A 24,984-nucleotide genomic window follows, 5' to 3' on the forward strand; every position below is an offset into this window, starting at 1 on the left:
TATGGGCAGATAATATTCAATAATTTCGAGGTATAAAGATGCAAGTTTCGGTAGAAACAACACAAGGTTTAGGTCGACGTTTATCAATTACAATTAAAGCTGAAGATATTACAAAAGCGGTTGATAAAGAACTTATTAATACAGCCAAAAAAGTACGTATTGATGGTTTCCGAAAGGGAAAAGTGCCTTTAAAAATTGTTGAACAACGTTATGGAGCTTCTATTTTACAAGATGCATTGAGTGACTTAATGCAACGAAATTTTGTTGAAGCAATTATTCAAGAAAAACTAAATCCAGCTGGAGCCCCAACTTATACTCCACCACAAGAATATAAAAAAGGTGAAGATTATACTTTTACTGTTGAATTTGAAGTTTACCCAGAAATCAAAGTTGAAAATTTAGATAAGATTGAAGTTGAAAAACCAGTAGCGGAAGTTGCAGATGCTGATATCGAAACAATGATTGAAACATTACGCAAACAACAAGGTGCTTGGAAAGAAGTTAAAAAAGCAGCTAAAGAGCAATATCGTGTTACTTTGGATTTTGTTGGTCAAGTTGATGGTGTTGAATTCGAAGGTGGTAAGGCTAATGATTTTGCATTGGTATTGGGTCAAGGTCGTATGATTCCTGGTTTTGAAGATGCAATTATTGGTCATCAAAAAGGTGATCAATTTGATATTAATGTGACTTTCCCAGAAGATTATCATGCTGAAAATTTAAAAGGTAAACCAGCTGTATTTACGGCAACACTTAAAAAAGTAGAAGAACTTGAATTACCAGAACTTACAGAGGATGTTATTAAACGATTTGGTATTGCTGATGGTAGTGTTGAAAGCCTGCGAGCTGAAGTTCGTAAGAACATGACACGTGAGCTCAATGCAACAATCCGTAATAAAGTCAAAGTACAAGCTATTGATGGTTTAGTTAAAAATAATGAAATTGATGTACCAGTGGCATTAATTGATCGTGAAGTTGATGTATTACGTCAACAAGCGTTATCTCGTCTTGGCGGTAATGTAAAACAAGGTATGGAACTACCTAAAGAACTATTTGAAGCTGAGGCCAAAAAACGAGTTGCTACTGGTTTATTATTTAGTGAAATCATTGAAAGTAATAAACTAACTGCGGATGAGGCGCGTGTTCAGGCATTAATTGATGAAATTGCAACTGCATATGAAGATCCAAAAGAAGTTTTAGAATATTATCGCAAAGATAAGAAAGCGATGGAAAATATTCGAGCTGTAGCATTAGAAGATCAAGTGGTTGATCTATTATTAGCTAGTGCAAAAGTAACAGAAAAGAATTATTCGTTTTCTGAATTAATGAACCAGCAAATTGCTTAATCTATTAGCTTTTTCATTTAATTTAAAAATCATCAAAGCCCAAATAAGGATCGTCTGTTTGGGCTATTTTGTTTAATTAGGAGATAAAAATGCCTTTAGAACCATATATGGGTGTGATTCCAATGGTTGTTGAGCAAAGCTCTCGTGGTGAGCGAGCTTACGATATTTACTCACGATTGTTAAAAGAGCGAGTTATATTTTTGACTGGGCAAGTTGAAGATAATATGGCAAATCTTATTATCGCTCAAATGTTATTTCTAGAAGCTGAAAATCCTGATAAAGATATCTATTTGTACATTAATTCGCCAGGCGGTGTTGTTACAGCTGGCTTGGCTATTTATGACACAATGCAATTTATAAAACCAGATGTCAGTACTATTTGTTTAGGACAGGCGTGTTCAATGGGATCATTACTTTTAACTGCTGGCACTAAAGGTAAACGCTATTGTCTACCTAATGCTCGCGTAATGATCCATCAACCATTAGGTGGTTTTCAAGGACAAGCTTCAGATATTCAAATACATGCGCAAGAAATTTTACAGGTAAAAAATCGCTTAAATAATATTTTAGCAATGCACACAGGCCAAGATATTAGTGTGATTGAAAAAGATACTGATCGTGATAATTTCATGTCTGCCGATAAGGCTGTTGAATATGGCCTAGTTGATGCCATATATAGTAAACGCTCTTAATATTAGGTAGGTAGAAAAAGTGAATAAAGAAAATTCAGAAAAATTACTCTATTGTACTTTTTGTGGTAAAAGTGAGCATGAAGTCCGTAAACTCATTGCTGGACCATCATCTATTTATATTTGTAATGAATGTATAGGATTATGCAATGATATTTTAAAAGAAGAGACAAAAAGCTTTTTTTCACATGAAGAGTTTATTAGTAAACCATTACCAACACCGCATGAAATTAGACAACATCTTGATGAATATGTAATTGGTCAAGAACGAGCAAAAAAAGTTTTATCTGTTGCTGTTTATAATCATTATAAACGATTACGTAATTATACGAGTCACAATGATGTTGAATTAGGCAAAAGTAATATTTTGCTCATAGGACCTACTGGTAGTGGTAAAACGTTATTAGCTGAAACATTAGCTCGTTTTTTAGATGTGCCTTTTGCAATGGCTGATGCAACAACGTTAACTGAAGCTGGTTATGTTGGCGAAGATGTAGAAAATATTATCCAAAAATTATTACAGAATTGTGATTATGATGTCGAAAAAGCGCAGCATGGCATTATTTACGTTGATGAAATAGATAAAATTTCACGAAAATCGGATAATCCCTCTATTACTCGAGATGTATCAGGCGAAGGGGTTCAACAGGCCTTATTGAAAATTATTGAAGGTACTATTGCTTCAGTTCCACCAAAAGGTGGGCGTAAACACCCTCAGCAGGAATTCTTACAAGTTGATACTTCAAAGATTCTGTTTATTTGTGGTGGTGCATTTAGTGGCTTGGATAAAGTTATTGAAAATCGAGTGTCAATTAATACTGGAATAGGTTTTGGTGCTGATGTAAAAAGTACTAAAAATAAAGTTTCTGAGTCAGAATTATTAACACAAATTGAAGCTGAAGATTTAGTTAAGTTTGGCTTAATTCCAGAGTTTATTGGAAGGTTACCCGTTATTGGTACATTATCTGAATTGGATAAAAATGCTTTAATTAATATTTTAACTGAGCCGAAAAATGCCTTAACTAAACAATTTCAAACTTTGATTGAATTAGATGGTGTTGAACTTGAGTTTACTAAAGAAGCTCTGGATGCTATTGCTATAAAAGCGATGCAACGAAAAACAGGAGCGAGAGGTTTGCGTTCAATTGTGGAAAATATACTATTAGATACAATGTACGATTTACCATCAATGAATACTATTAAAAAAGTGATTGTAGAAAAAGAAACTGTTGAGTGTTCCCAAGCACCGAAATTAGTGCTTTGTGAAGATGCTGAATTATCTGCTTGAAATACAAACTTGCCATCATAAATATGATGGCAAGAAGAACTATAATTTCGAATTAATACTAAAGTAAAATTTCTATAAATACTGTCAAGATGATCCAGAAATAGTGTATGTTTAAATCAAAAAAGATAGGCTTGAATATCTAAAAACAATCCCAATATCTATCTAATGGGGTTGTACTACTAGAGATAATAAAATGAAAATAAAACGAACTAAACACATGATTATGCCTATTTTACCATTGCGTGACGTTGTTGTATTTCCACATATGGTAATCCCTCTTTTTGTTGGTCGAAGTAAATCAATACGTTGCTTAGAAGGTGCAATGGAAATGGATAAGCAAGTCTTTCTTGTAACCCAAAAAAATCCTTCACAAGATGATCCAGCTATAGATGATTTATATGAAGTTGGAACTGTGGCTAATGTTTTACAGTTACTTCAATTACCTGATGGGACAGTAAAGGTTCTTGTTGAAGGTGTTGAACGAGCTAAAATGATTGATGTGGTTGAACATGAAGGCAATGAATTTTTTATTGCAGAAGTTAAGCCATTAAGTGAAGTAAAAAAGGCTGCTGATATAAGTGAAGCTATGATTCGCTTGACTTTATCTAACTTCGATGAATATTCAAAGCTTAACAAAAAGATAACTCAGGAAGTTGTTGATTCTATCCGTTTACTTAAAGAGCCATCTCGTTTAGCTGATTCTATTGCAGCTACTCTATTTTTAAAAGTCGATCAGAAACAAGAGATTTTAGTAACAGCGAATCTTGTAAAGCGATTTGAATTGCTTATTTCTTTGATGGAATCAGAAATTGAATTACTACAAGTCGAAAAAAATATTCGACAACGTGTTAAACAGCAAATGGAAAAGGCTCAAAAAGAGTATTACCTCAATGAGCAAATTAAAGCTATTCATAAAGAGTTAGGCGATATAGATAATAAGCCAGATGAATACGAAGAGTTAAAAGAAAAAATCATTAAAGCTAGAATGCCAAAAGAAGCGACAGACAAAGCATTATCTGAACTTAATAAGCTAAAGATGATGCCAGCAATGTCTGCAGAAGCAACAGTTGTTCGAGGCTATATTGATTGGATGATTCAAGTTCCTTGGTATAAGCGTAGTAAAGTTAAAAAAGATATTGAAGGTGCACAAAAAGTTTTAAATAAAGATCACTATGGGCTTGAACGTGTAAAAGATAGAATTTTAGAATATTTAGCAGTTCAAGGTCGTGTTAATAAAGTTAAAGGCCCTATTTTATGTTTGGTTGGACCTCCTGGCGTGGGTAAAACGTCACTGGGTCAATCGATAGCTAAAGCAACAGGACGTCAATATATTCGCATGGCACTAGGTGGAGTGCGAGATGAGGCTGAGATTCGTGGGCATAGACGCACTTATATTGGTTCAATGCCAGGTAAATTAATTCAACGTATGGCAAAAGTAGGGGTCAAGAATCCATTATTTTTATTAGATGAAATTGATAAGATGGCATCCGATATGCGTGGTGATCCTGCATCAGCATTATTAGAAGTACTTGATCCAGAGCAAAATAATGCCTTTAGCGACCATTATTTAGAAGTCGACTATGATTTATCTGATGTGATGTTTGTGGCAACAGCTAATTCTATGAATATCCCTGCACCATTGTTGGATAGAATGGAAGTTATTCGTCTTTCTGGTTATACGGAAGATGAAAAATTAAATATAGCTAAACAACATTTACTTACTAAGCAAATAGAAAATAATGGCTTAAAACCAAAAGAAATTAGTATTGATGATTCTGCTATTATCGGCATTATTCGTTATTATACAAGGGAAGCTGGTGTAAGAAACCTAGAAAGAGAGATCGCAAAAATTTGCCGTAAAATTGTTAAACAATTAGCATTAAATAGCAAATTGAAAAAAGTAACGGTAAAACAAGATAACTTAAAAGATTTCCTAGGGATACAACGTTTTGATTATGGAAAAACAGATAATCAAAACCGCATCGGTCAAGTTATTGGACTGGCGTGGACAGAAGTGGGGGGAGATTTACTCACTATTGAATCCGTAAGTGTAATAGGTAAAGGGAAATTAACTTATACAGGTTCATTAGGTGATGTAATGCAAGAGTCAATTCAAACGGCATTGACAGTTGTTCGATCTCGTGCAGAAAAATTGGGTATTAATAATGATTTTTATGAAAAACGCGATATCCATGTTCATGTGCCTGATGGTGCAACGCCAAAAGATGGACCAAGCGCAGGTATTGCAATGTGTACTTCACTTATTTCCACATTAACCGGTAATCCTGTTCGTTCTGATGTTGCTATGACGGGTGAAATAACATTACGTGGCGAAGTTTTACCTATTGGTGGGCTAAAAGAAAAGTTATTAGCTGCGCACCGCGGTGGAATTAAAACTGTATTGATTCCAATGGATAATGTTAAAGACTTGGAAGATATCCCCGATAATGTGAAATCTGAAATTGATATACATCCAGTAAAATGGATTGATGAGGTGTTAACAATTGCACTGCAAAATAATCCATTTGGTATAGAATCAATAGATAAAAAAGAAACATTAAAACAACCCGCTAAAAAGGCTATTAAGAAATTAAAAAATAGATCTGGGAGTCCTGCCAGATTAAATTAAATATTTTTTAATTTAAAAAAGATCAACTTAAAGTTGATCTTTTTTTTAGGCTTAATATTCTGACAATAGCCAATTTAGTTAAATATGTTATACTTTTAAAATGCAACATTAGGTATATGGAGAATCGCAAGATATGATGGAAACAATCCGAACAGCAGCAAATAATATTGTTGTTAAAATTATTTTTGCAATAATTATTGTATGTTTTATTTTCACTGGAGTCGGATTTTTAGGCTTTACTAGTGGTGGTCACAGCGCACGTGATCAGCAACAATACATTGCAAAAGTTGATGGTAATGGTATCAGTCGAGCTGAATTTGAAGCCCAAGCTAGAACAGTAACAGCTAATGCTGGAGGTGATAGCTCTTTTATTAAACAGCTACGTCGTAATGTATTATCTTATCAAATTGATAATTATTTAGCTTATAAATTTTCGCAAAAGATTGGCGTAGCTATTAGTAATGATCAGATTAAAAAGTTTATCAAGAAACAGAAAGATTTTTTCAAAAATGGTAAATTTGATAATCAAACATACTTAAACCTTCTTGCTGAAAATAATTTTACTCCAGATAGTTATGCCGAAATTATAAGAACTGTATTACAACAACAACAGGTTATTAGTGCGCTAACAAATAGTAATTTTGTTTTGCCAATTGATTTAGAAATATCTTCACTCAAAAATCAAACTAGAAATATATATGCTGCCACTGTCAATACCTCGATAAGTGATATTGATGAGGCGAATATAACATTAGAAGACGAACAAAAATATTATAACGAACATTCAAAAGAGTTTTTCAAAAATGAGCGAGTGAAGGTTAAATATATTGTTATTTCTCAAGATATATTGGCAAAAAATATTAACGTTACTACAGACGAGGTTAAAAATGAGTATAATAAAAATATTAGAGCTTATTCATATCCTGCCAAGAAAGCTTATAGTGTAATTTTTGTTACTGATAAAGACCAAGCTTATGATATTGCCAAAGATATTTCTTCCGGAGCTGATTTCGAAGATATTGTTAAAACTGTTAACAAAAATAATGATATTTCGCCATATGGTAAGAATGGTTCATTGGGGTGGTTTGCTGATGATGAATCTTTACCTCAGGTTTTTAAAGATGCTCAGTTGAAAAAAGTAGGAAAAATTTCATCACCAATCACTGTTGATGGTGGTTATGTGATAGTAAAATTAGATGGTATACAACCTAAAAAATTTATGAATTTTGATTATGCTAAGCATCAAATTGAGTCAAAACTCACTAAACAAAAAATACAACAAGTTTTAGAAAGTGAAGAAAATAAAATTAGAACTGCATTGAGTAATTCCCCTAAGAATATCGAAGAGCTTGCTAACAAAGTTGGACGTGAGGTAATTAGCACTGATTGGGTATCTTTCAATGATAAGTTTTCAATTGCTACTCATCCTGAAGTTAGAGATGTAATTTTTAGTGAAGAAATGATAGTTGACGGTAAGGTAACTGATAAAATTTCTGATTTAATACCTGTAGACAGAAATTATGGAAAATATGATTTTGTTGTACAAACAGTTGATTATCGTCCTGAAGGTATAGCGCCATTTGATGAAGTTAAAGATGAAATCCATAAAAAGCTTTTTACAAAAATGGCTAATAGCCAATTTAAATCGAGTGTCGATAATATATTGACTCAATTAAATGAAACTGGAAATGCTAAAAATGTGCAATTTGCAAAAAGATATACTTTGAATCGAAATTCAACAGAATTAGATCAAAAAGTTGTTAATATGGTATTTAATTTAAATCTTTCAGCAGCAGGCAAACCTATTTATGGTGCGGAATTTTTAGATGATAAAAATGCTTATATTGTTGCACTAACTAAGGTTGATACACCAAAAGAATATGAAGATATTTCTTCTGAGTTGTTACCTTTATTCATTAATGATACGCATTATTATCTTGCTACAGATATACGTTCTAAGGCTAAGATTGAAATTATGCCTGATTCTAATTTGTGAGTTAACTCCCAAAATAGTGGTAATAATTGAAAAAAAGAAAAGTCACTTGAGTGACTTTTCTCATTTTTATTATTCATGAAATTTTTTTATTTGATTAGGTGAGATAGTTATAAAGCAAATTTACTTGCGTAACTATTTTTAGAGGTTGATCAAATGAAAGTATTTTCACTATTATGTATTTTGTTATCAAGTTTTATTTTTTCCAACACGAGCTTTGCCGATTCGGCTCCTGCAACGTCAACACCAATTAAACAAGAACAAAAACACATTGTTCAAGTAAATATCAATACTGCAACAGCAGAAGAATTATCAAAAATGTTGACTGGGATTGGATCGAATAAAGCTCAGAAGATTATTGATTACCGAGAAAAATTTGGACCCTTTGTTTCCATCGAGCAGTTAAAAGAAGTTTCAGGTATTGGACAGGCAACACTAGCTAAAAATGCTGGTAAAATAATATTATAATTTATTATTTCCACCAATTAATATTGGTGGAAATAATATCGCTTTAATTATCAATAGGATCTACATCAATACTCCATCTCACTTTAGACGTTTCACTCCAATTATCGATTGTTATTAATAGTTGATCCAATATCTGTTGTAACTGTTGCCTATTTGTATGTTGAAGGAGTAATTGCCAACGATAATATCCTGCTTTCTTTGGTTGATTTGCAGGCATTGGTCCAAGTTGCCATAAAGCATGATCACAATGCACTTTTAGCCAATCATGTATATGTTTTAAAAATATTGGAGCGTGATGATTATTACGATCTGCAGCACGAATTAATGTTTGGTAACTAAATGGTGGTAATTGTGTTTGTTGCCGTTCTTGTAACGTTAGCTTGGCAAAATTTTGATAGCCTTTAGTTAGTAACACATTAAGTAAAGGGTGATCGGGATGATACGTTTGTAAAATCACTTGCCCTGCTTTAGTTTCACGTCCTGCTCTACCTGATACTTGAGTATAAATTTGAGCAAATCGCTCAGTTGCTCGAAAATCACTTGAAAATAGAGCACCATCAACATCGACAATTCCAACTAAAGTTACATCAGGAAAATGATGCCCCTTAGCTAAAATTTGTGTACCAACTAAAATGTGTGCTCCACCTTGTTGGATACTTTGTAAATAGTTATCTAATGCACCTTTTTTACTCACTGTATCTCGATCAATACGACTAATCTTGATATTAGGAAAAAGGTTCTCAAGCTGTTGTTCGAGTTGTTCAGTTCCAAATCCAATTGGCATTAAATGAGTTGAACCACATTTTGGACATTGTTTGGGAACAGTTCTTGGTGTATCACAATAATGGCAAATTAGTTTGTGTTTTTTTTGATGTAATGTATAAGGTCTATCACAACGAGGGCATTCAGCAATCCAACCACAATCATGGCATATTAATAACGGTGAAAAACCTCGACGATTTAAAAATAACATTACCTGATTATTATTGGATAAATGCTTTTTTACTTGTTGAATCAATGGTTGAGATAAACCTGCAGTAAGTGCCAATCCTCGCAGATCCAATATCGACTGTTTGGCAAGTCTTGCTTTACCGGCTCTTTCGGTTAATTGTAATAAATGGTACTTGTGATTTTGTGCATTATTGAGTGTTTCAAGTGAAGGCGTCGCAGAGCCTAAAACAATAGGAATATTGTCAAATTTAGCTCGAATAATTGCTAAATCTCGAGCATGATAACGCCAACCTTCTTGTTGTTTATAGGAACTATCATGTTCTTCATCAACAATAATCCCTCCTAAGTCTTTAAATGGAGTAAAAAGTGATGAGCGAGTGCCAACAACAATAGCATTCTCTCCATTTTTACTTCTTAGCCAAACAGATAGTCTTTCTTTATCAGTTAATCCTGAGTGTAAAATATCAATTGGCGCATTAAAACGTTGTTGAAAACGTTTAATTGTTTGTGGTGTTAATCCAATTTCTGGAACTAGCACTAATGCTTGTTTACCAGTAGCTAAAATATTAGATAGTATATTTAAGTAAACTTCTGTTTTACCCGAGCCAGTTACTCCTTCCAATAAAAACACCTCAAATTGGTGATTTTTTTTATTGACTGTTTCTATGGCATAGGTCTGCTCTTTATTTAACTGAATTGAACTAGTGTTAGTCGAAAAGTTTGTTTGCCATTGAATATTATCTGGTTGGCAGCTTACTTGTTCTATAAGATTTTTTTTCTGTAATCCGTGATAGGTGGCACTACTTCCATTAGATTCAGAAATAGTATTATTTCTAAATGATGATAATAATAATTTTTGTTTCGGAGCACGTGATAGCGATTTCAAATCAATATTTTTACCCAGCTCGGTTAATTGCCATTGTTTGAGTTCTTTTTTGACTGCTTCTCTCCCTTGCCGTAATAAAACAGGGATAGAATGAAATAAAACTTCACCAATGGGATAATGGTAATAACCAGCAGCCCAGTTTAATAACTGCCAAATAGAAGGGGTAAAAACAGGTTCTGTATCAATAATTGTAGTAATAGTTTTTAAATTTTGAATATCAAATTTAGTTTTTTCATCAATACTAACAATAATTCCTATTGTGTGACGTTTGCCGAAAGGAACTTTAACTCGCATTCCAATTTGGGCTGGCTTTGTTAATTGATAATCAAATATTTGGTAAAGTGGTACAGGTAAGGCTATATGAGCGATAAGCATTAAAAAATCACAAATATTATAATTAATATAAAGCTATATTGTACGCAGTTTTTACTTAACCTGCAAAAACTATGAATAATAATCTCCTTTTTTCAAAAGGATTACGGTCTAGTATGTTTTTATTGTTATTAAAAAGTTTTAATTATTGGTCGGTATTTATTACTTTAATAAATTAAACTGAATAGTGGTAACTATTGGTAAAATTTGCTATCTTGGCTATAAGTTGATAATTTATAAATTGCTAAGGATTAAAAGATGTTTGAGTCATTTTCGCATATTAATCAGCGCGGTGATGCTCATATGATTGATATTTCAGATAAACAGATAACAACGCGACAAGCAAGTGCTGAATCAATAGTCTTAATGAATGCTAAAACACTGAATATGATTATTGAAGGTAAACATCATAAAGGTGATGTTTTTGCAACAGCAAGAATTGCAGGTATTCAAGCTGCTAAGAAAACTTGGGAGCTTATTCCACTTTGTCATCCCCTTTTTTTGAGTAAAATTGAAATTAACATCGAAACGGATCGAATAAAAAATTGTGTTAGAATTCAATCTTTTTGTCGATTAAACGGGCAAACCGGTGTAGAAATGGAGGCGATGGTTGCCGCATCGATTGCAGCCTTAACAATCTATGACATGTGCAAAGCCGTTCAAAGAGATATTATAATATCTCAAGTAAGATTATTGTCTAAGAGTGGTGGTAAGTCAGGTAACTTTGTAGCCGAAAAAGTTTAATAGAGATAAGATGAATAAAGTTATTTTTTTTGCTCAAATTAGAGAATTAGTGGGGACTGAGTATATTATGTTAGATGCTAATCAACTTTCAGTTTCTTATCTTATTGAACAGTTAAGAGATCGTGGTGATCTATGGTTATTGGCTTTCAAAGAAAGTTCTGTTTTATGTGCTGTAAATCAAACATTAGTTGATTTTGATTATATTGTTCAAGATGGCGATGAAATTGCATTTTTCCCTCCTGTGACAGGTGGGTAATATTATGGAGATTATCAAAATCAGCAAAGAGCCTATTAATGTTAATAAGCTAAACGATTGGCTTTCACAATTACCACAAGATGGTGCTGTTGTCTCTTTCATGGGTAAAGTACGTAGTAATGAAAAACAAACGATAAGCCTCTTTTTAGAACATTATGCTGGAATGACTGAAAAGGTATTAGCCAATATTGTAATCCGAGCTAGAGAGCGATGGCAATTAAGTCGAGTTGTGTTAATCCATCGGGTAGGAGAAATTAATGCAAATGAACAAATTGTCTTTGTAGGAGTAAGTAGCGCACATCGTTCAGATGCGTTTGCAGCTACAGAGTTTATTATGGATATATTAAAGAGCGAAGCACCTTTTTGGAAGAAAGAACGAACGTCTCAAGGAGAAAATTGGGTTCAGGCAAAAAAAACGGATAAAGAAGCATTGAAAAAATGGTATTAGTATTTATTTAGGATATAATAATACCAAGTTATATCATTCTTTTTTAATGAGAGGTAATTAATGAAAAATTATTCACCTAATGGTTCAATTATTGAACAAACAGGTAGTCGAATTCAAACGTATATGAGCCATGTTTATGGTTGGATGACTGTCGGTTTAGTCTTAACAGGGATTGTTGCTTGGTTTGCCTCGTCTAGCCCTGCAATGATTCAATTATTGTTTACTTTCAATCCAAGAGGTTATATTTCTCTTAGTGTATTTTCTTGGATTTTAATTGTAGCCGAATTAGGTTTAGTTTTTTTCTTGTCTGGTATGATCGGGCGTTTGTCAGGTAGTACTGCAACAACATTATTTATGCTTTATTCAGCTGTCAGTGGATTAACATTAACTTCTATTTTTATTGTATATTCTCATTCGTCTATTGTTAGTGTATTTTTTATCACGGCAGGCATGTTTGCCGCATTAGCTTGTTATGGTTATACTACTAAACGTGATTTGTCTGGTTTTGGTCGTTTTTTATTTATGGGATTAGTGGGTATTGTAATCGCTTCACTAGTTAATATCTTTATGCAAAGTCAACCATTAATGTGGGCAATTACTTATATTGGAGTATTTGTTTTTGCTGGGTTAACAGCTTATGATACGCAAAAACTGAAAGAATTAGGTAATCAATTATCACAAGATGATCCTAATATGTTTAGACGATTTGTTATTTTAGGTGCATTAACCCTTTATCTTGATTTTATTAACTTATTTTTAATGTTATTAAGAGTTCTTGCAGACCGTCGATAATTTTATTTAAACTAAGATAAGAGGGCTCTAAATTGGGCCCTTTTTGTTAAGATATTATTAGTAATTTATTTCCGTAGTGCTAGTTTGTTAAAAAATTTGAGGAAAGCGCTAGGGTTAAGTATAAAATGCTGTAAGATTCTTATATGTAGAGTCAATTATTTAATAGCAGATACTATGAAAAAATTATACCTCTTTGTTCTAATTAATATCTTGATTTCATCAGTAATAGCAATTCGTTTCTTCCTTGTCCCTGGAATTGCATTTTATTGGGTTGGGGTAACATTTTCTGTGCTTGCTGTTTTGGGGCATTTTTTCTCAGCCTATCTATTACTTTTAATTGTTTGTATCCCTTTGCTGTGGTTACAACAATCTGTGCGTACTATTATTCTTGCTATACTCTTCAGTTTTTTTCAAATTGGGTTATATGTTGATACTATTGTTTTCCAGCAATACCGTTTCCACATCAATCAATCTGTTTTATCAATGGTTTTTTCTGGGCAGGTTGTTGACTTTTCGATGTTTACTTACTTTTTAATGTTTGTTCTTATTGTTGCTTCATTTTGTCTTGAGTATTTTCTTCTTTACTTAATCAACAATAAATTGATTTTACCACATAAAAAATCCAGAATTGTATTGCTATCAACAATCTTTCTTTTTAGCTCATTTTTAATTAGTCATATTATGCATATGATTGCCTTTTATTATGCTTATTCGCCTATTATGGTCGTGAAAGAATATATTCCACTTTATCGACCATTTACTTCGAAAAAAATTATGACTTTTTTTGATGAAAAAGGGCAACGAAAAGTTGTGTATAGTAAGGAGAATAGCAATGCTAGCGTTGATTATCCGAAAAATCCATTGGTAATTAATCCAGAAAATAATAAACTTAAAAATATTATGTTTATTGTCTTAGATTCTTGGCGATATGATACGTTTAGTAAAGACGTTTCGCCTAATACATTTCGTTTTGTTAAGCAAAATAATGGGGTAATTTTTGATAACCATTACTCAACTGGTAATGCAACGCGTACTGGTATTTTTGGGTTGTTTTATGGTATTCCTGGCACGTATTGGGATTCATTTTTACGAAATAGTATTCCTTCACTCTTTATCACAACGTTACAGAAAGAAAACTATAATATCGGCATCTTTACTTCAGCTAAAGTTACCGCTCCAGAATTTGACCGAACAGCATTTGTCACTATCAAAAATTTAAGAATCAGTAGTAAAGATAGTTCAGCATCTAATCGAGATAAACAAATTACGGATGATTGGCTAGCATGGTATAAAATACGTGATAATTCTAGACCAACATTTTCCTTTTTATTTTATGATGCGCCTCATGCTTATGACTTTCCTGCCGATTTTGCAGTGAAATTCAAACCTATTGGTGAGCTTAATTATATGACATTGAATAATGATACCGATCCTTTACCAATTTTTAATCGTTACAAACAGAGTGTTTATTATGATGATTATTTATTACAAAATGTCTATGATGAACTGACTAAATTAGGTTCGTTAGATGATACAATATTAATTATTACTGGTGATCATGCTCAAGAGATGAATGATAATAAACTAGGTTTTTGGGGGCATAATGGTAATTATACGGATGCGCAAACAAAGGTGCCTTTTATTATTATTGGTGGCAGAGAGCTAGAAGCTCTTAAAAATAATAGTGCAAAAATGACCAGCCATGAAGATGTCATTCCTACTTTAATGAAACATTATTTATATGTGAAAAATGATATAAGCGATTATTCGACAGGGTATGACTTATTTAATCCTATAACTAATCGTAACTGGCTTTTAATGTCAAATTATAGCTCTTATGCGATTAGGACATCTGATAATATTTATCTTGTGAATCGATTAGGTATTAGTCATTATATGGATTTACATAATCGTGAGACTGATGAAACACCAAATTATCAATACATTCAAGAAGCGATGAATCATATGCGTTATTTTTCCCAATCAGGGCAAAAGCTTAAAAAATAGAATCAATAAGTTATAAAATTGTTAGGAAAGGAGAATCATTATCTACCCACAAATAGTAGATAATGATCAAAGTATTTAATGCACATCAGCACAATTTAGGCAGTAAATATAGCGATTTTGAGGATCGTGAAATTTATTCCATAAAGAAACATGTTGTTGAAGCTGTTTGGCTTCTGGCAATTGTTCAAAAAATATTTCTGCAGTTGATTTAGGTAACATCGCTATCACATCTGAATAAAATGCATTAAACCAATTTCCCTGTGGTTTTTGCCAATCAATTTCATAATCTGCTACATTAGCTAATGTGGCAGCAATTTCAATGGCATCATCAAAATCACCTAACTTATCAACGAGTCCAATTTTGCTGGCTTCTGAACCTAACCAAACTTGCCCTTGTCCTATTTTATCCACTTGTTCGATTGTCATATTTCGAGCTTTAGCTACTAACGAAATAAATGTTTGATAGCCATTATCAATGCTAGTTTGAATCAATTGGTTCATTTCGATAGGTAGATTTTGCGTCGAGGTATTATTAGCTAATGGTGATGTTGTTACACCATCGCTATAAACACCAATATGAGATAAAGAGTTCTCGAATGTTGGAATAATACCGAAGATACCGATAGACCCTGTAATGGTATTTGGACTTGCAACTATATAATCAGATGCGGTTGATATCCAATATCCCCCCGATGCAGCCATTCCTCCCATCGAGATAACAATAGGAATTTGATAACTACGTAAGGCTTCTAGTTCACTACGAATTGCTTCTGATGCATCTACGCTACCCCCAGGGCTATTTACTCGTAATACGACTGCTTGTATATTATGTACGTTTAAGTTCTTACGGATTTTTCTGAGCTGTTCAACAATATCTTGGCTACCAGCGACATTACTACTATTTTCACCATCGGTAATAGTGCCATTGACAAATACAACGGCAATCAGTGGTTTGTTGCCCTCGTTGTCATCACTATCTAAATTTTTATTTTTTGACTTAAGTTGATAATCATAAATGCTGATATGATGTTGATGAGTAAACTCCGATTCAAATTGGTAATTAGATGCAATGACATCGACTAACCCATTAGATATAGCATATTGAGCCATATTGCCATTAGTCGCTTTTAAATTTGCCAACATAGTATCTGGTGCCGGAACTAATTGTGTATCGGCTTTTTTTCGTTGTGATGAAATGTCATTAAGATAGTTGTTCCACATAAGTGTTAACCAACGTGTTGTATTGCTTTTTGCTTCTTCTGACATATCATCCCGAATAAATGGTTCAATGGCTGACTTGTAGGTTCCCACTCTAAAAACGTGTGTATTAATTTTTAAATTATCAAGTAAGGTTTTATAGTATAGGTTGTTCGCTGCTAATCCATATACATTAACAGCCCCAAGTGGTGTTAAATAGATTTTATTAGCATAGCTGGCTAAATAATATTGGCTTTGATTGAAATTCGATCCATATGCATAAATTGGTTTATTTGCCTCACTAAATTTAGTTAAATATTTACCGATATATTGCAGCGAACTCATATCTGCACCAACAAAATTATCTAATTTTAGAACTATGCTTGTAATCTTTGGGTCTGCAGCTGCTTGAGCTATTTTCTGAGTTAATTCAAACAAACTATTTTCGCGTGAGGTATTTACTTTTTTACCATAAATTTTATTCTGTAAAGCATAGATTTCATCACTGTAAAGAGTAGTGTCAACAATAACCCCTTCAATATCTAAAACCAATGCACCATATTGTGGAATAATTTCTTTTTTTTGTGCTTCTTTGACTAATGTAATACCACTAAAAATTAAAATAATAATAATTAAGAAAATTAGGTTAAGAAATATTTCTCTAATAAAGTTAATCACTTTCCATATTGATTTAATGGCAGATAAAGCAGACATAATAAATGATCCTTTCATAGTAGTTGAGCTAATTTTTTGCTTCAATATTTTTCTTTTTAAAATATTTTTTATCTTCAAATCGTAAGCATGTTAATTTTCCACCCCAACAACATCCTGTATCAAGTGCATAAATGTTTTCTGGTGTACCTTTTCCTTTTAATGCTGCCCAATGTCCAAAAGCGATGCTATATTCGTTTGGAATTTTACTAGGTAATAAAAACCAAGGTTTAAGTTTAGAAGGTGTTTGCTCAGGCGATTTTTTATAATAAAAATCTAACCGACCATTTTCATAGCAAAAGCGCATACGAGTTAATGCATTAGCAATATAGCGTAACCTATCTAAACCTTGTAAGTTAGGCAACCATTCATCAGGAAAGTTACCATACATTTTATCAAGGAATAGGAGATAGGAACCGCTAGATAACATAACATGCAGATCGTCAGCACATTTTTTTAGTGTTTCAAGATCCCATTGTGGTGGGATACCAGCATGGGTCATAATTAACTTGAGTGATTCGTCAATTTGAACCAATGGCTGTTTACGGAGCCAATTCATTAATTCATCAAAATCTGCTGCATGAATGATATCATCTAGATTATCCTTCTTTTTGGAAGGTGTGACATTGGCATAAATCGATAATAAATGTAGGTCATGATTACCTAATACCAATCGAATTTGCTTGGCATTATATTTAACAAATCTTAGGACTTCTAATGATTTTGGACCTCTAGCAACGAGATCACCTGTTAGCCATAAAGTGTCCGATGACGAGAATTTTGCTTTTTCAAGCAATCGCATAAATTCATCATAACAACCATGAATATCACCAATCAGTAAATTTGCCATACTGTTAACCCCATAAGTTTGCAAGTTGACAATATTGTTGTACTGTTAAGTTTTCAGCACGTAAATTGGGGTCAATATTTAATTCTGTTAATTGTTCAACAGTAAACATATTACTTAAACTATTACGAATAGTTTTACGTCGTTGATTAAATGCTTCTGTCGTCACACGAGAAAGTATTTTTATATCATTAACAAGATAAGGCTTCTCTTTATAAGGTATTAATCTAACGACTGCCGAATCAACTTTTGGTGCAGGTTTAAATGATGTTGGGGGGACTTCGAGAACCGGAATAATCTGACAATAGTATTGAGCCATAACGCTCAATCTACCATAATCTTTACTGTTAGGCGCTGCAACTAAACGGGTTACCACCTCTTTTTGTAACATAAAATGCATATCAGTAATGATATTTGCATGTTCAAATAAGTGGAACATCAAAGGTGTTGAGATATTATAGGGTAAGTTACCAAATACTCTTAATGGTTTACCTAATTGATTTGCTAATTGATTAAAGTTAAAGGTCAGCGCATCTTGTTCAATAACAGTTAATTTATTGTTTAAAAATGGATTTTTAATTAATCTACTGGCTAGATCTCTGTCGATCTCTATGACTGTTAAATGATCAATATGTTTACTTATAGGTACTGTTAAAGCTGCAAGCCCAGGACCAATTTCAACCAATGCTTGATCTGTTTTAGGCTGTATCGCCGCGACAATACTTTCGATAATATAATCATCATGTAAAAAGTTTTGTCCGAATCTTTTACGAGCAAAATGCCCTTGGTGAATACGACTATTCATCTTTATCGTCACCTGTAATTTTTATATAAGCATCACCTTTTATTTCTTGAACCCATACCTGAGCTTCTTCGGAAAATTTACGATTAAAAATAAGCCGATAAGCGTGATCTTTATTTATAGCATTTGTTCCATCTGCTTGTCTTGAATCAATTAATTGAATTAAATGCCAGCCATAAGATGACTTTATGGGCTGGCTAATTTCGCCTTTTTTTAGCTGAGTTAGAGCTGTTTTAAAACCATTATCATAAACTTCAGGACGATTCCAACCTAAGTTGCCTCCTTTACTTGCTGAACCAGTATCTTCAGAATTAGCCTTAGCTGCAGCTTCAAAGGTTGTTGCGCCACTGGTAATGGATTTGCGAATATCGGTTAATTTTTGTTTAGCTATTTGGTCAGTGATTAATACATTTGTTTTAATCAAAATATGGCGTGCATTTACTTCTTGAATTTTGACAGTTTTTTGGGCTTCTGAACGTGTATCATCAACTTTTAGAATATGTAGGCCAACTCCAGAACGGATAGGACCAATAATACTACCTTTTGGTGCACGAACTAAACGTTCTTCAAAGATAGTTGGTAATTCATTAAGTTTATGCCAACCCATATTACCACCTTTTAAAGCAAGATCGTCATTTGAATATGTAGTGGCTAATTTGGCAAAATTCTCACCTTTTTGTGCTCGATTAATAATATTTTGTGCTTTATTTGTCGCATTGTCGATTTGCTGTTTAGAAGCTTTTTCTGGAATGGAAATCAAAATATGACTGATTTTTACTTCAACATTGTTGGTAGGTTGGCGAGCAATACTTTGAGCTAAATTTTCCACTTCTTTTTCTGAAACCCTGACTCTAGATCTAACTTCATGCATTCGAGTTTTATCAATCAACATGTCATTATGGATTCTTTCTCGATAGGCTTCATAACTAATGCCCATTATCGATAGCCTGCTTCGAAGTTGATCGATAGTCATATCATTTTCAGCAGCGATTCTATCAATGGCACTGGTTACCTCATCATCACTTATAGTGATTTGAGCTTTAGCTGCTTTTTGTAAAATTAGATTTTCAATAATTAAACGATCAATAATTTGTTTTCTTAGTACTTTATCCGTAGGTAAATTTTGTGGATCAGTACTCGCTTTAATCGTTTTTAACATATCATTAACATCACTTTCTAAAATGACATTGTTATTAACAATTGCAGCAACTTGTTCTACAACTTTAGGTGCGGCATTTGCAGATAATGAAGTTATCATTCCTAAAGTTAAACTTAGGTTTAAAACGATAAATAGTTTTAATAATTTCATATTCACTTAACTCATTTTGTTGTGCAGCATTGATAGCATGCAATAAATTTATCGGTAATATATTTGCAGAAATATTTTACTCAAATGTTGTGGTATATGGTAGCTTGCCGAAGTTTAGCATTTTAGCTTTGGCGTCTTTGTTGTTGCCTAATCCTTGCAATTCGAAATTAATCGACAGTTTATTTTCATATTTACTTTTGAGAGAAATATTGTCCCAATCTGTTAGTTTTCTTCCATATTGTACTGTTGTTCCCCAACAACAGTCACTATAATGTAATCCGACAAAACTATCAGTGGTTTGTCCTAATTTAACGTCATAGTAATATGAACCAACAGCACTAACAGTTTGTGACAATGGCCAAGCAGTCATCATGCCTGCTTGAGAAATATCTTGCCGATAACCTCTATAAAAAGGATTTTTATCAACAGTGTCAATATAGTTACGATTTGCATAACGATAAGATAATTGTATTAACTTATCACTCGATGCGCGATACTCGAATACTACATTGGCTAATGAAATTGTATCAATTCGAGTATCATATTGGACGCCACTTCTAAAGATCATATCATTATTTATGCGCCAAAAATTATCTGATGCCCAAGTAATACTGCCTGTATCAGAATTTTCGTCTAGATCATTATTGTGTTCACTCGTTTTTGATTTAGTAAAATAAGTGATTTGTCCAATTGATAGGTTAAATTTTTCAACCTTGCTATTATCATAAAACCGTGTGGTTACTCCTGTTGATATTTTATTGGTTGAAGCAATTCTATCTAGGCCACTATATGGCTGATCTCTAAACAGACCAATATAATCTGATTGTAATATAGTAGAATCATAGGCACCAATATTCGATTGTTTTCGGTATGGAATATAGATGTATTTTACTCGTGGCTCTAAGGTTTGTGTATAGCCATCAATAAAAGGCATATTACGCTCAAAGATGACTTTACCATCAATACTAAATTTTGGTAAAAAACGATTTACGTTTTTATCTAAATCTTTATATTGATCAATGTTTTTTCTAATATTATCTTGATTATAATGAGTTGCCATAAACCCCATTTCAGTGGCTAATGATGACCAAGAATTGGTTAAGGTATAATTAAGTGTAGGTTCAAAATGTGCTCGCCATGCTTTAGGTTTATTTTGCCCAGATGTCAAAAAGCGAGACACTTGAGAAAATGCTCTAAATTTGAAAGGACCCAAATCATTATTATAATAACTCATATCCAACTGTGGTTCGGTTTGGTAAAGTGAATTTTTTAATTCTGAGTGAAATGGCTGAAAGTGTTTATAGCCTAACGTGATATCCCAATGCTCGTCATTATAAGCAATTTTATAAAACTGCGTTAAATACCCAGCAGTTTGGGAAGCATATTTAGAGCTTAGATTTGTCAGATATTGATTGTCACTAACTCGAGTTGTATCAGCATAAAAACGCCAATTATAGTTTATTAATTCTTCATTTTTCCAATGAAATAACCAACGGTGACGATTGTCATCATAATTATTGCCATTTAAATGAGTGGTTCTATCTTTATCATATTTACTATCATGTTGTAGCCAGTCAAACGCAAGTGTGCCTAAGCCTATTTCATTTAAATAGCGAAATTCTGTTTGTAGTTGTACACCACGCTCTTGCAAGAATCTTGGCGTAAAGGTGGCATCATAATTTGGTGCAATATTCCAATAAATTGGTATTGAAAAATCAATACCATCAACACTATCATAGCCTAAATTAGGCATTAACAATCCTGAACGACGTTTATCACCGGTTGGTAATTGTAAATAAGGTGAGTATAGAACGGGTATTTTGCCAATACTAAATATGGCATTCCAAACTTCTAGTAACTGTTCTTCGTTATCATGAATAACTGTTGATCCCTTAATATCCCATGTGCTGTCATTAACAGGACAAGATGTAAAGCTGCCATTTTTTAAAATAACATATCTATTTTTTTTTAGTTTCATCTGATCAGCATTGCCACGTCCAAGTCTATTGACAAGTTGATACTGACTTGGAGTCATGTTTGCATCATTATTATTTAGATTCATTGATGCATGATCGCCTTTCATTTTTATTAAATTATCTTGATAAGTAATATCACCTTCTAATGTTACTACTCGATTATTATTATCTTCAGTATTAATTGTTACTTTATCTGCTTGAACTGTACGGTTACCTTGTTTTATTAATACTTCACCTTTATATATGGTAATGCTTGGATAGATTGCCTCAAATTGATTGGCTTCAGTATTTATAGGTAAGGTACTTATATCTCCATTGACTAAAGGGCGATCAAACCTAGGAACGTCTATAAGACATTGCGGATTATTGCTAATAGCTGCTTTAGGTAAATCTATAGCATAACTCGAGTTGTTATACAAAGAAAATGTGACGGCAATTGCAATAAGAGTGGGCGCTAATTTTTTCATCAATGATTAAAAAGTTATTATGATTATTTTAATTGCAGCATTATAGCGGTTATTTACAAAAGTGCGAATTAAAAATTAACGTTTCACTTTGCGTTTATTCATTTTATTAAGTTGTTTTACCATCGCTATTCTTTTTTCGACTGAAGAGTATTGAAACTCATCCCACCATTTAGCTAATTCCAAAAGTTCTCCCTTTTCAATCGAGGCTCTCATTTCTAAAAGGTCATAAGCAGCTCGAAATTTAGGGTGTTCTAAAATAACGAATGCACGTTTACCATCTCGTTTTTTCATACGTAGCTGCAAACGCCAAATATCGCCCATTATGGTGGTTAATCGTCTAGGTATGGCAATATTTTTACATTGTTCAGTTAGCACTTCGTTAATTGCCATGGAAAAAGAATCATGAAATGGCAATCCACTTTCGATACATGTTGTCTGTGTTTGTTCAATAATTGGGTACCAAAAAAAGGCTGCAAATAAAAATGCAGGATTGACTCGTTTGTTGTTAGTAATACGATAATCAGTATTTTTTAAGACTTGCTCAATGATTTTTTCTAAATAACCATTTTGATTGTTGACAAACAAACGCTCAATAACAGGAAACAATTGTTCAAAAAGACAATATTCTCTTAGTAACGTGTAAGTTTTATATCCATTTCCTGTTTGTAACAGTTTAAGCGACTCATCAAAAAGTCGAGCAGAAGGTACATTTTTTAATAATGGGGCAAGGTGTTTAATTGGTGCAGCAGTAGCTGGTTCAATTTTCATATTCAATTTTGCGGCAAAACGAATAGTCCTTAGCATTCTAACAGGATCTTCTCGGTAACGTGTTTGTGGATCGCCAATTAATCGAATAATACCTTTTTGTAAATCTTTTAATCCTCCGCAATAGTCACGTAATGTAAAATTATTTACATTATAATAAAGCGCATTCATTGTGAAATCGCGACGAATAGCATCTTGTTCAATGGATCCATAAACATTATCGCGTAATAACATACCTGTCTGTGAACGTTTAGAAATATTGGTTTGTCCTTCTTGCGAACCGTGGTCGCCACGGAAAGTCGCGACTTCAATAATTTCTTTACCAAACATAATATGAGCAAGACGAAATCGTTTTCCCACTAAGCGACAGTTACGGAAAATTTTCTGAATTTGTTCTGGGGTTGCATTGGTTGTGATATCAAAGTCCTTTGGCGTTTTGCCTAAGATGAGATCTCTGATACATCCACCAACCAAATAAGCTTCGTATCCCTGTTTGTTTAATCGGTGAAGGACTTTTAATGCATTTTCACTAATCTCTTTACGGGATATATTGTGCTCATTACGTGGGATAGTAACATAGCCAACTTTTTGTTTTTTTTCATGACGAAAAAACTTTCGATAAAAGTTTGAAACTTGATTAAAAATAGCGCACCTCAAAAGTGTTTTTGGCATAATAACAATATAGCGCGCGATTATAGCGTAATTGCTAATAAGTTTCCATGTTTCTTAGAATTGGCAATTTTTCGCTCAATAAAATTATATTTTCCAAGTTGGCTTAAATATTATATTTGATTTTTTTAACATAATTATCAACAATAGTAGTTTCTATAGTAATATTAGCAATATCTAATAAAAGTAATAAACTTTGTTTTGCTCTGGTTAGTATATTTTAACTAGCTGATTAAGATGAAATAAAACTATATTCAGAACTTCTTTTTGCTTATTTGTTTCACAGAATATAATTTATAAAGCATGATAATTTAATAAATTATGAAGAGCTTTTTAATGTTATTTGTTATAACGTTACATATAGAAGTTGTTTGAGTATATATCATTAACTAATAACTTATTGGGGACATTATGAATATTCGTGATTTGGAATATTTTGTTTCGTTAGCTGAATTTCGCCATTTTCGTAAAGCTGCTGATGCTTGCAATGTGAGTCAACCAACTCTTAGTGGTCAAATTAGAAAATTAGAAGATGAATTAGGCGTAATGTTATTAGAGCGTACTAGCCGAAAAGTATTATTTACACAAACGGGTATGATGTTAGTTGAGCAATCCAAAGAGATTTTACGTAATATTCAAATTTTAAAAGAGATGGCAAGCCGTCAAGGTGAAGAAATGTCAGGACCAATGCATATAGGATTGATTCCTACCATAGCACCTTACCTTTTACCACATGTTATTACAGTGTTACATGAATCTTTTCCTCAATTAGAGCTTTATTTACATGAAGCACAGACTGCTAGTGTTGTTGCTCAGCTCGAAAGTGGAAAACTTGATTGTGCTATTGTTGCACAAGTTAAAGAGACGGCACAATTTATTGAATTGCCATTATTTGATGAACCTATGTTTTTAGCTGTTCGAGCTGATAACGAGTTAGCTAGCAAAAAGACAGTTAAATTATCTGGTTTAAAAGGACATAAATTCTTAATGTTAGAAGATGGTCATTGTTTGCGTGATCATGCAATGGGGTATTGTTTCCAAGTCGGTATTGATGAAGATAAACAGTTCAAAGCAACCAGTCTTGAAACGCTTAGGAGTATGATTTCTGCTGGTCGTGGTATCACTTTATTTCCAGAGCTAGCTGCACCAAATGAGCGAATTCGTGATAATATTTGCTATATCCCGTGTACTGATCCAGTACCATCACGTAGTATTACTTTGATTTATCGCCCCGGTTCACCATTACGTTCTCGTTATGAAACAATAGCTAAAACTATCCGTGAACATATGCCTAAAGTATTTGCTGAAAAAGAGCGATTATTAAAAACAGCAAATTAATGGTAGATTACGTATAAAATATTCAAACTAAACTATC

The 24,984-nt window shown here is 33.0% G+C and carries 19 protein-coding genes; 12 read left to right on the forward strand and 7 right to left on the reverse strand.

Annotated features, from left to right (window positions below; genetic code table 11):
* The first annotated feature begins 38 nt into the window (after positions 1–38).
* The 6 genes from tig (at position 39) to A9G23_RS00415 (ending at position 8,410) form a co-directional block, all read left to right on the forward strand.
* A complete protein-coding gene (tig, locus tag A9G23_RS00390) occupies positions 39–1,343 on the forward strand; it encodes a trigger factor (protein WP_065585737.1) in 1,305 nt (434 codons plus the stop codon).
* 89 nt (positions 1,344–1,432) lie between these two features.
* Positions 1,433–2,035, forward strand: coding sequence for an ATP-dependent Clp endopeptidase proteolytic subunit ClpP (gene clpP / locus A9G23_RS00395; protein ID WP_065585738.1), 603 nt, complete (start codon positions 1,433–1,435; stop codon positions 2,033–2,035).
* Positions 2,036–2,054: 19 nt separating this feature from the next.
* Positions 2,055–3,320, forward strand: a complete 1,266-nt coding sequence (gene clpX / locus A9G23_RS00400) for an ATP-dependent protease ATP-binding subunit ClpX (RefSeq protein WP_065585739.1) — start codon at positions 2,055–2,057, stop codon at positions 3,318–3,320.
* Positions 3,321–3,513: 193 nt separating this feature from the next.
* On the forward strand, positions 3,514–5,949 hold the full coding sequence (gene lon / locus A9G23_RS00405; RefSeq protein WP_081296871.1) for an endopeptidase La: 2,436 nt from the start codon (positions 3,514–3,516) through the stop codon (positions 5,947–5,949).
* A 133-nt stretch (positions 5,950–6,082) separates the two neighbouring features.
* Positions 6,083–7,945, forward strand: a complete 1,863-nt coding sequence (locus tag A9G23_RS00410) for a SurA N-terminal domain-containing protein (protein ID WP_081296872.1) — start codon at positions 6,083–6,085, stop codon at positions 7,943–7,945.
* A gap of 153 nt (positions 7,946–8,098) precedes the next feature.
* The gene (locus tag A9G23_RS00415; RefSeq protein WP_065585741.1) at positions 8,099–8,410 is read left to right on the forward strand and encodes a ComEA family DNA-binding protein; all 312 of its coding nucleotides are present in this window, start codon (positions 8,099–8,101) and stop codon (positions 8,408–8,410) included.
* 43 nt (positions 8,411–8,453) lie between these two features.
* On the opposite strand, the gene priA is transcribed toward A9G23_RS00415, so the two are convergent.
* On the reverse strand, positions 8,454–10,622 hold the full coding sequence (gene priA / locus A9G23_RS00420; RefSeq protein ID WP_065585742.1) for a primosomal protein N': 2,169 nt from the start codon (positions 10,620–10,622) through the stop codon (positions 8,454–8,456).
* 255 nt (positions 10,623–10,877) lie between these two features.
* Here priA and moaC point away from each other — a divergent pair, with 255 nt between their 5' ends.
* The 5 genes from moaC to A9G23_RS00445 all read left to right on the forward strand — a co-directional run bounded on the left by moaC (position 10,878) and on the right by A9G23_RS00445 (position 14,866).
* Positions 10,878–11,363, forward strand: coding sequence for a cyclic pyranopterin monophosphate synthase MoaC (gene moaC / locus A9G23_RS00425; protein ID WP_065585743.1), 486 nt, complete (start codon positions 10,878–10,880; stop codon positions 11,361–11,363).
* Positions 11,364–11,373: 10 nt separating this feature from the next.
* Positions 11,374–11,619 carry a molybdopterin synthase sulfur carrier subunit gene (moaD, locus tag A9G23_RS00430; protein ID WP_065585744.1) on the forward strand — a complete coding sequence of 82 codons (246 nt, stop codon included), beginning with the start codon at positions 11,374–11,376 and terminating at the stop codon, positions 11,617–11,619.
* A gap of 4 nt (positions 11,620–11,623) precedes the next feature.
* A complete protein-coding gene (gene moaE / locus A9G23_RS00435; protein ID WP_065585745.1) occupies positions 11,624–12,067 on the forward strand; it encodes a molybdopterin synthase catalytic subunit MoaE in 444 nt (147 codons plus the stop codon).
* A gap of 60 nt (positions 12,068–12,127) precedes the next feature.
* On the forward strand, positions 12,128–12,859 hold the full coding sequence (locus A9G23_RS00440; RefSeq protein WP_065585746.1) for a Bax inhibitor-1/YccA family protein: 732 nt from the start codon (positions 12,128–12,130) through the stop codon (positions 12,857–12,859).
* A gap of 174 nt (positions 12,860–13,033) precedes the next feature.
* A complete protein-coding gene (locus A9G23_RS00445; protein ID WP_065585747.1) occupies positions 13,034–14,866 on the forward strand; it encodes a sulfatase-like hydrolase/transferase in 1,833 nt (610 codons plus the stop codon).
* Between the two features lie 75 nt (positions 14,867–14,941).
* On the opposite strand, the gene sppA is transcribed toward A9G23_RS00445, so the two are convergent.
* The 6 genes from sppA to pcnB form a co-directional block, all read right to left on the reverse strand.
* Positions 14,942–16,777 carry a signal peptide peptidase SppA gene (sppA, locus tag A9G23_RS00450; protein WP_218059449.1) on the reverse strand — a complete coding sequence of 612 codons (1,836 nt, stop codon included), beginning with the start codon at positions 16,775–16,777 and terminating at the stop codon, positions 14,942–14,944.
* A 28-nt stretch (positions 16,778–16,805) separates the two neighbouring features.
* Positions 16,806–17,624 carry a bis(5'-nucleosyl)-tetraphosphatase (symmetrical) ApaH gene (apaH, locus tag A9G23_RS00455; protein WP_065585748.1) on the reverse strand — a complete coding sequence of 273 codons (819 nt, stop codon included), beginning with the start codon at positions 17,622–17,624 and terminating at the stop codon, positions 16,806–16,808.
* A 4-nt stretch (positions 17,625–17,628) separates the two neighbouring features.
* A complete protein-coding gene (gene rsmA / locus A9G23_RS00460) occupies positions 17,629–18,426 on the reverse strand; it encodes a 16S rRNA (adenine(1518)-N(6)/adenine(1519)-N(6))-dimethyltransferase RsmA (protein ID WP_065585749.1) in 798 nt (265 codons plus the stop codon).
* Positions 18,419–19,732, reverse strand: a complete 1,314-nt coding sequence (surA, locus tag A9G23_RS00465) for a peptidylprolyl isomerase SurA (protein ID WP_065585750.1) — start codon at positions 19,730–19,732, stop codon at positions 18,419–18,421. Before surA ends, rsmA begins: the two co-directional genes overlap by 8 nt.
* A 76-nt stretch (positions 19,733–19,808) precedes the next feature.
* Entirely contained in the window at positions 19,809–22,175 is a 2,367-nt protein-coding gene (gene lptD / locus A9G23_RS00470; protein WP_065585751.1) for an LPS assembly protein LptD, read from the reverse strand.
* Between the two features lie 75 nt (positions 22,176–22,250).
* Entirely contained in the window at positions 22,251–23,612 is a 1,362-nt protein-coding gene (gene pcnB / locus A9G23_RS00475; protein ID WP_065585752.1) for a polynucleotide adenylyltransferase PcnB, read from the reverse strand.
* Positions 23,613–24,020: 408 nt separating this feature from the next.
* Between pcnB and oxyR the strand changes: the two genes are divergently transcribed.
* Positions 24,021–24,947, forward strand: coding sequence for a DNA-binding transcriptional regulator OxyR (oxyR, locus tag A9G23_RS00480; RefSeq protein ID WP_065585753.1), 927 nt, complete (start codon positions 24,021–24,023; stop codon positions 24,945–24,947).
* The last annotated feature ends 37 nt before the right edge of the window (positions 24,948–24,984 follow it).

It is taken from the genome of Gilliamella sp. App4-10, assembly GCF_001690495.1.
In the GTDB taxonomy this organism is placed as follows: domain Bacteria; phylum Pseudomonadota; class Gammaproteobacteria; order Enterobacterales; family Orbaceae; genus Gilliamella; species Gilliamella apicola_G.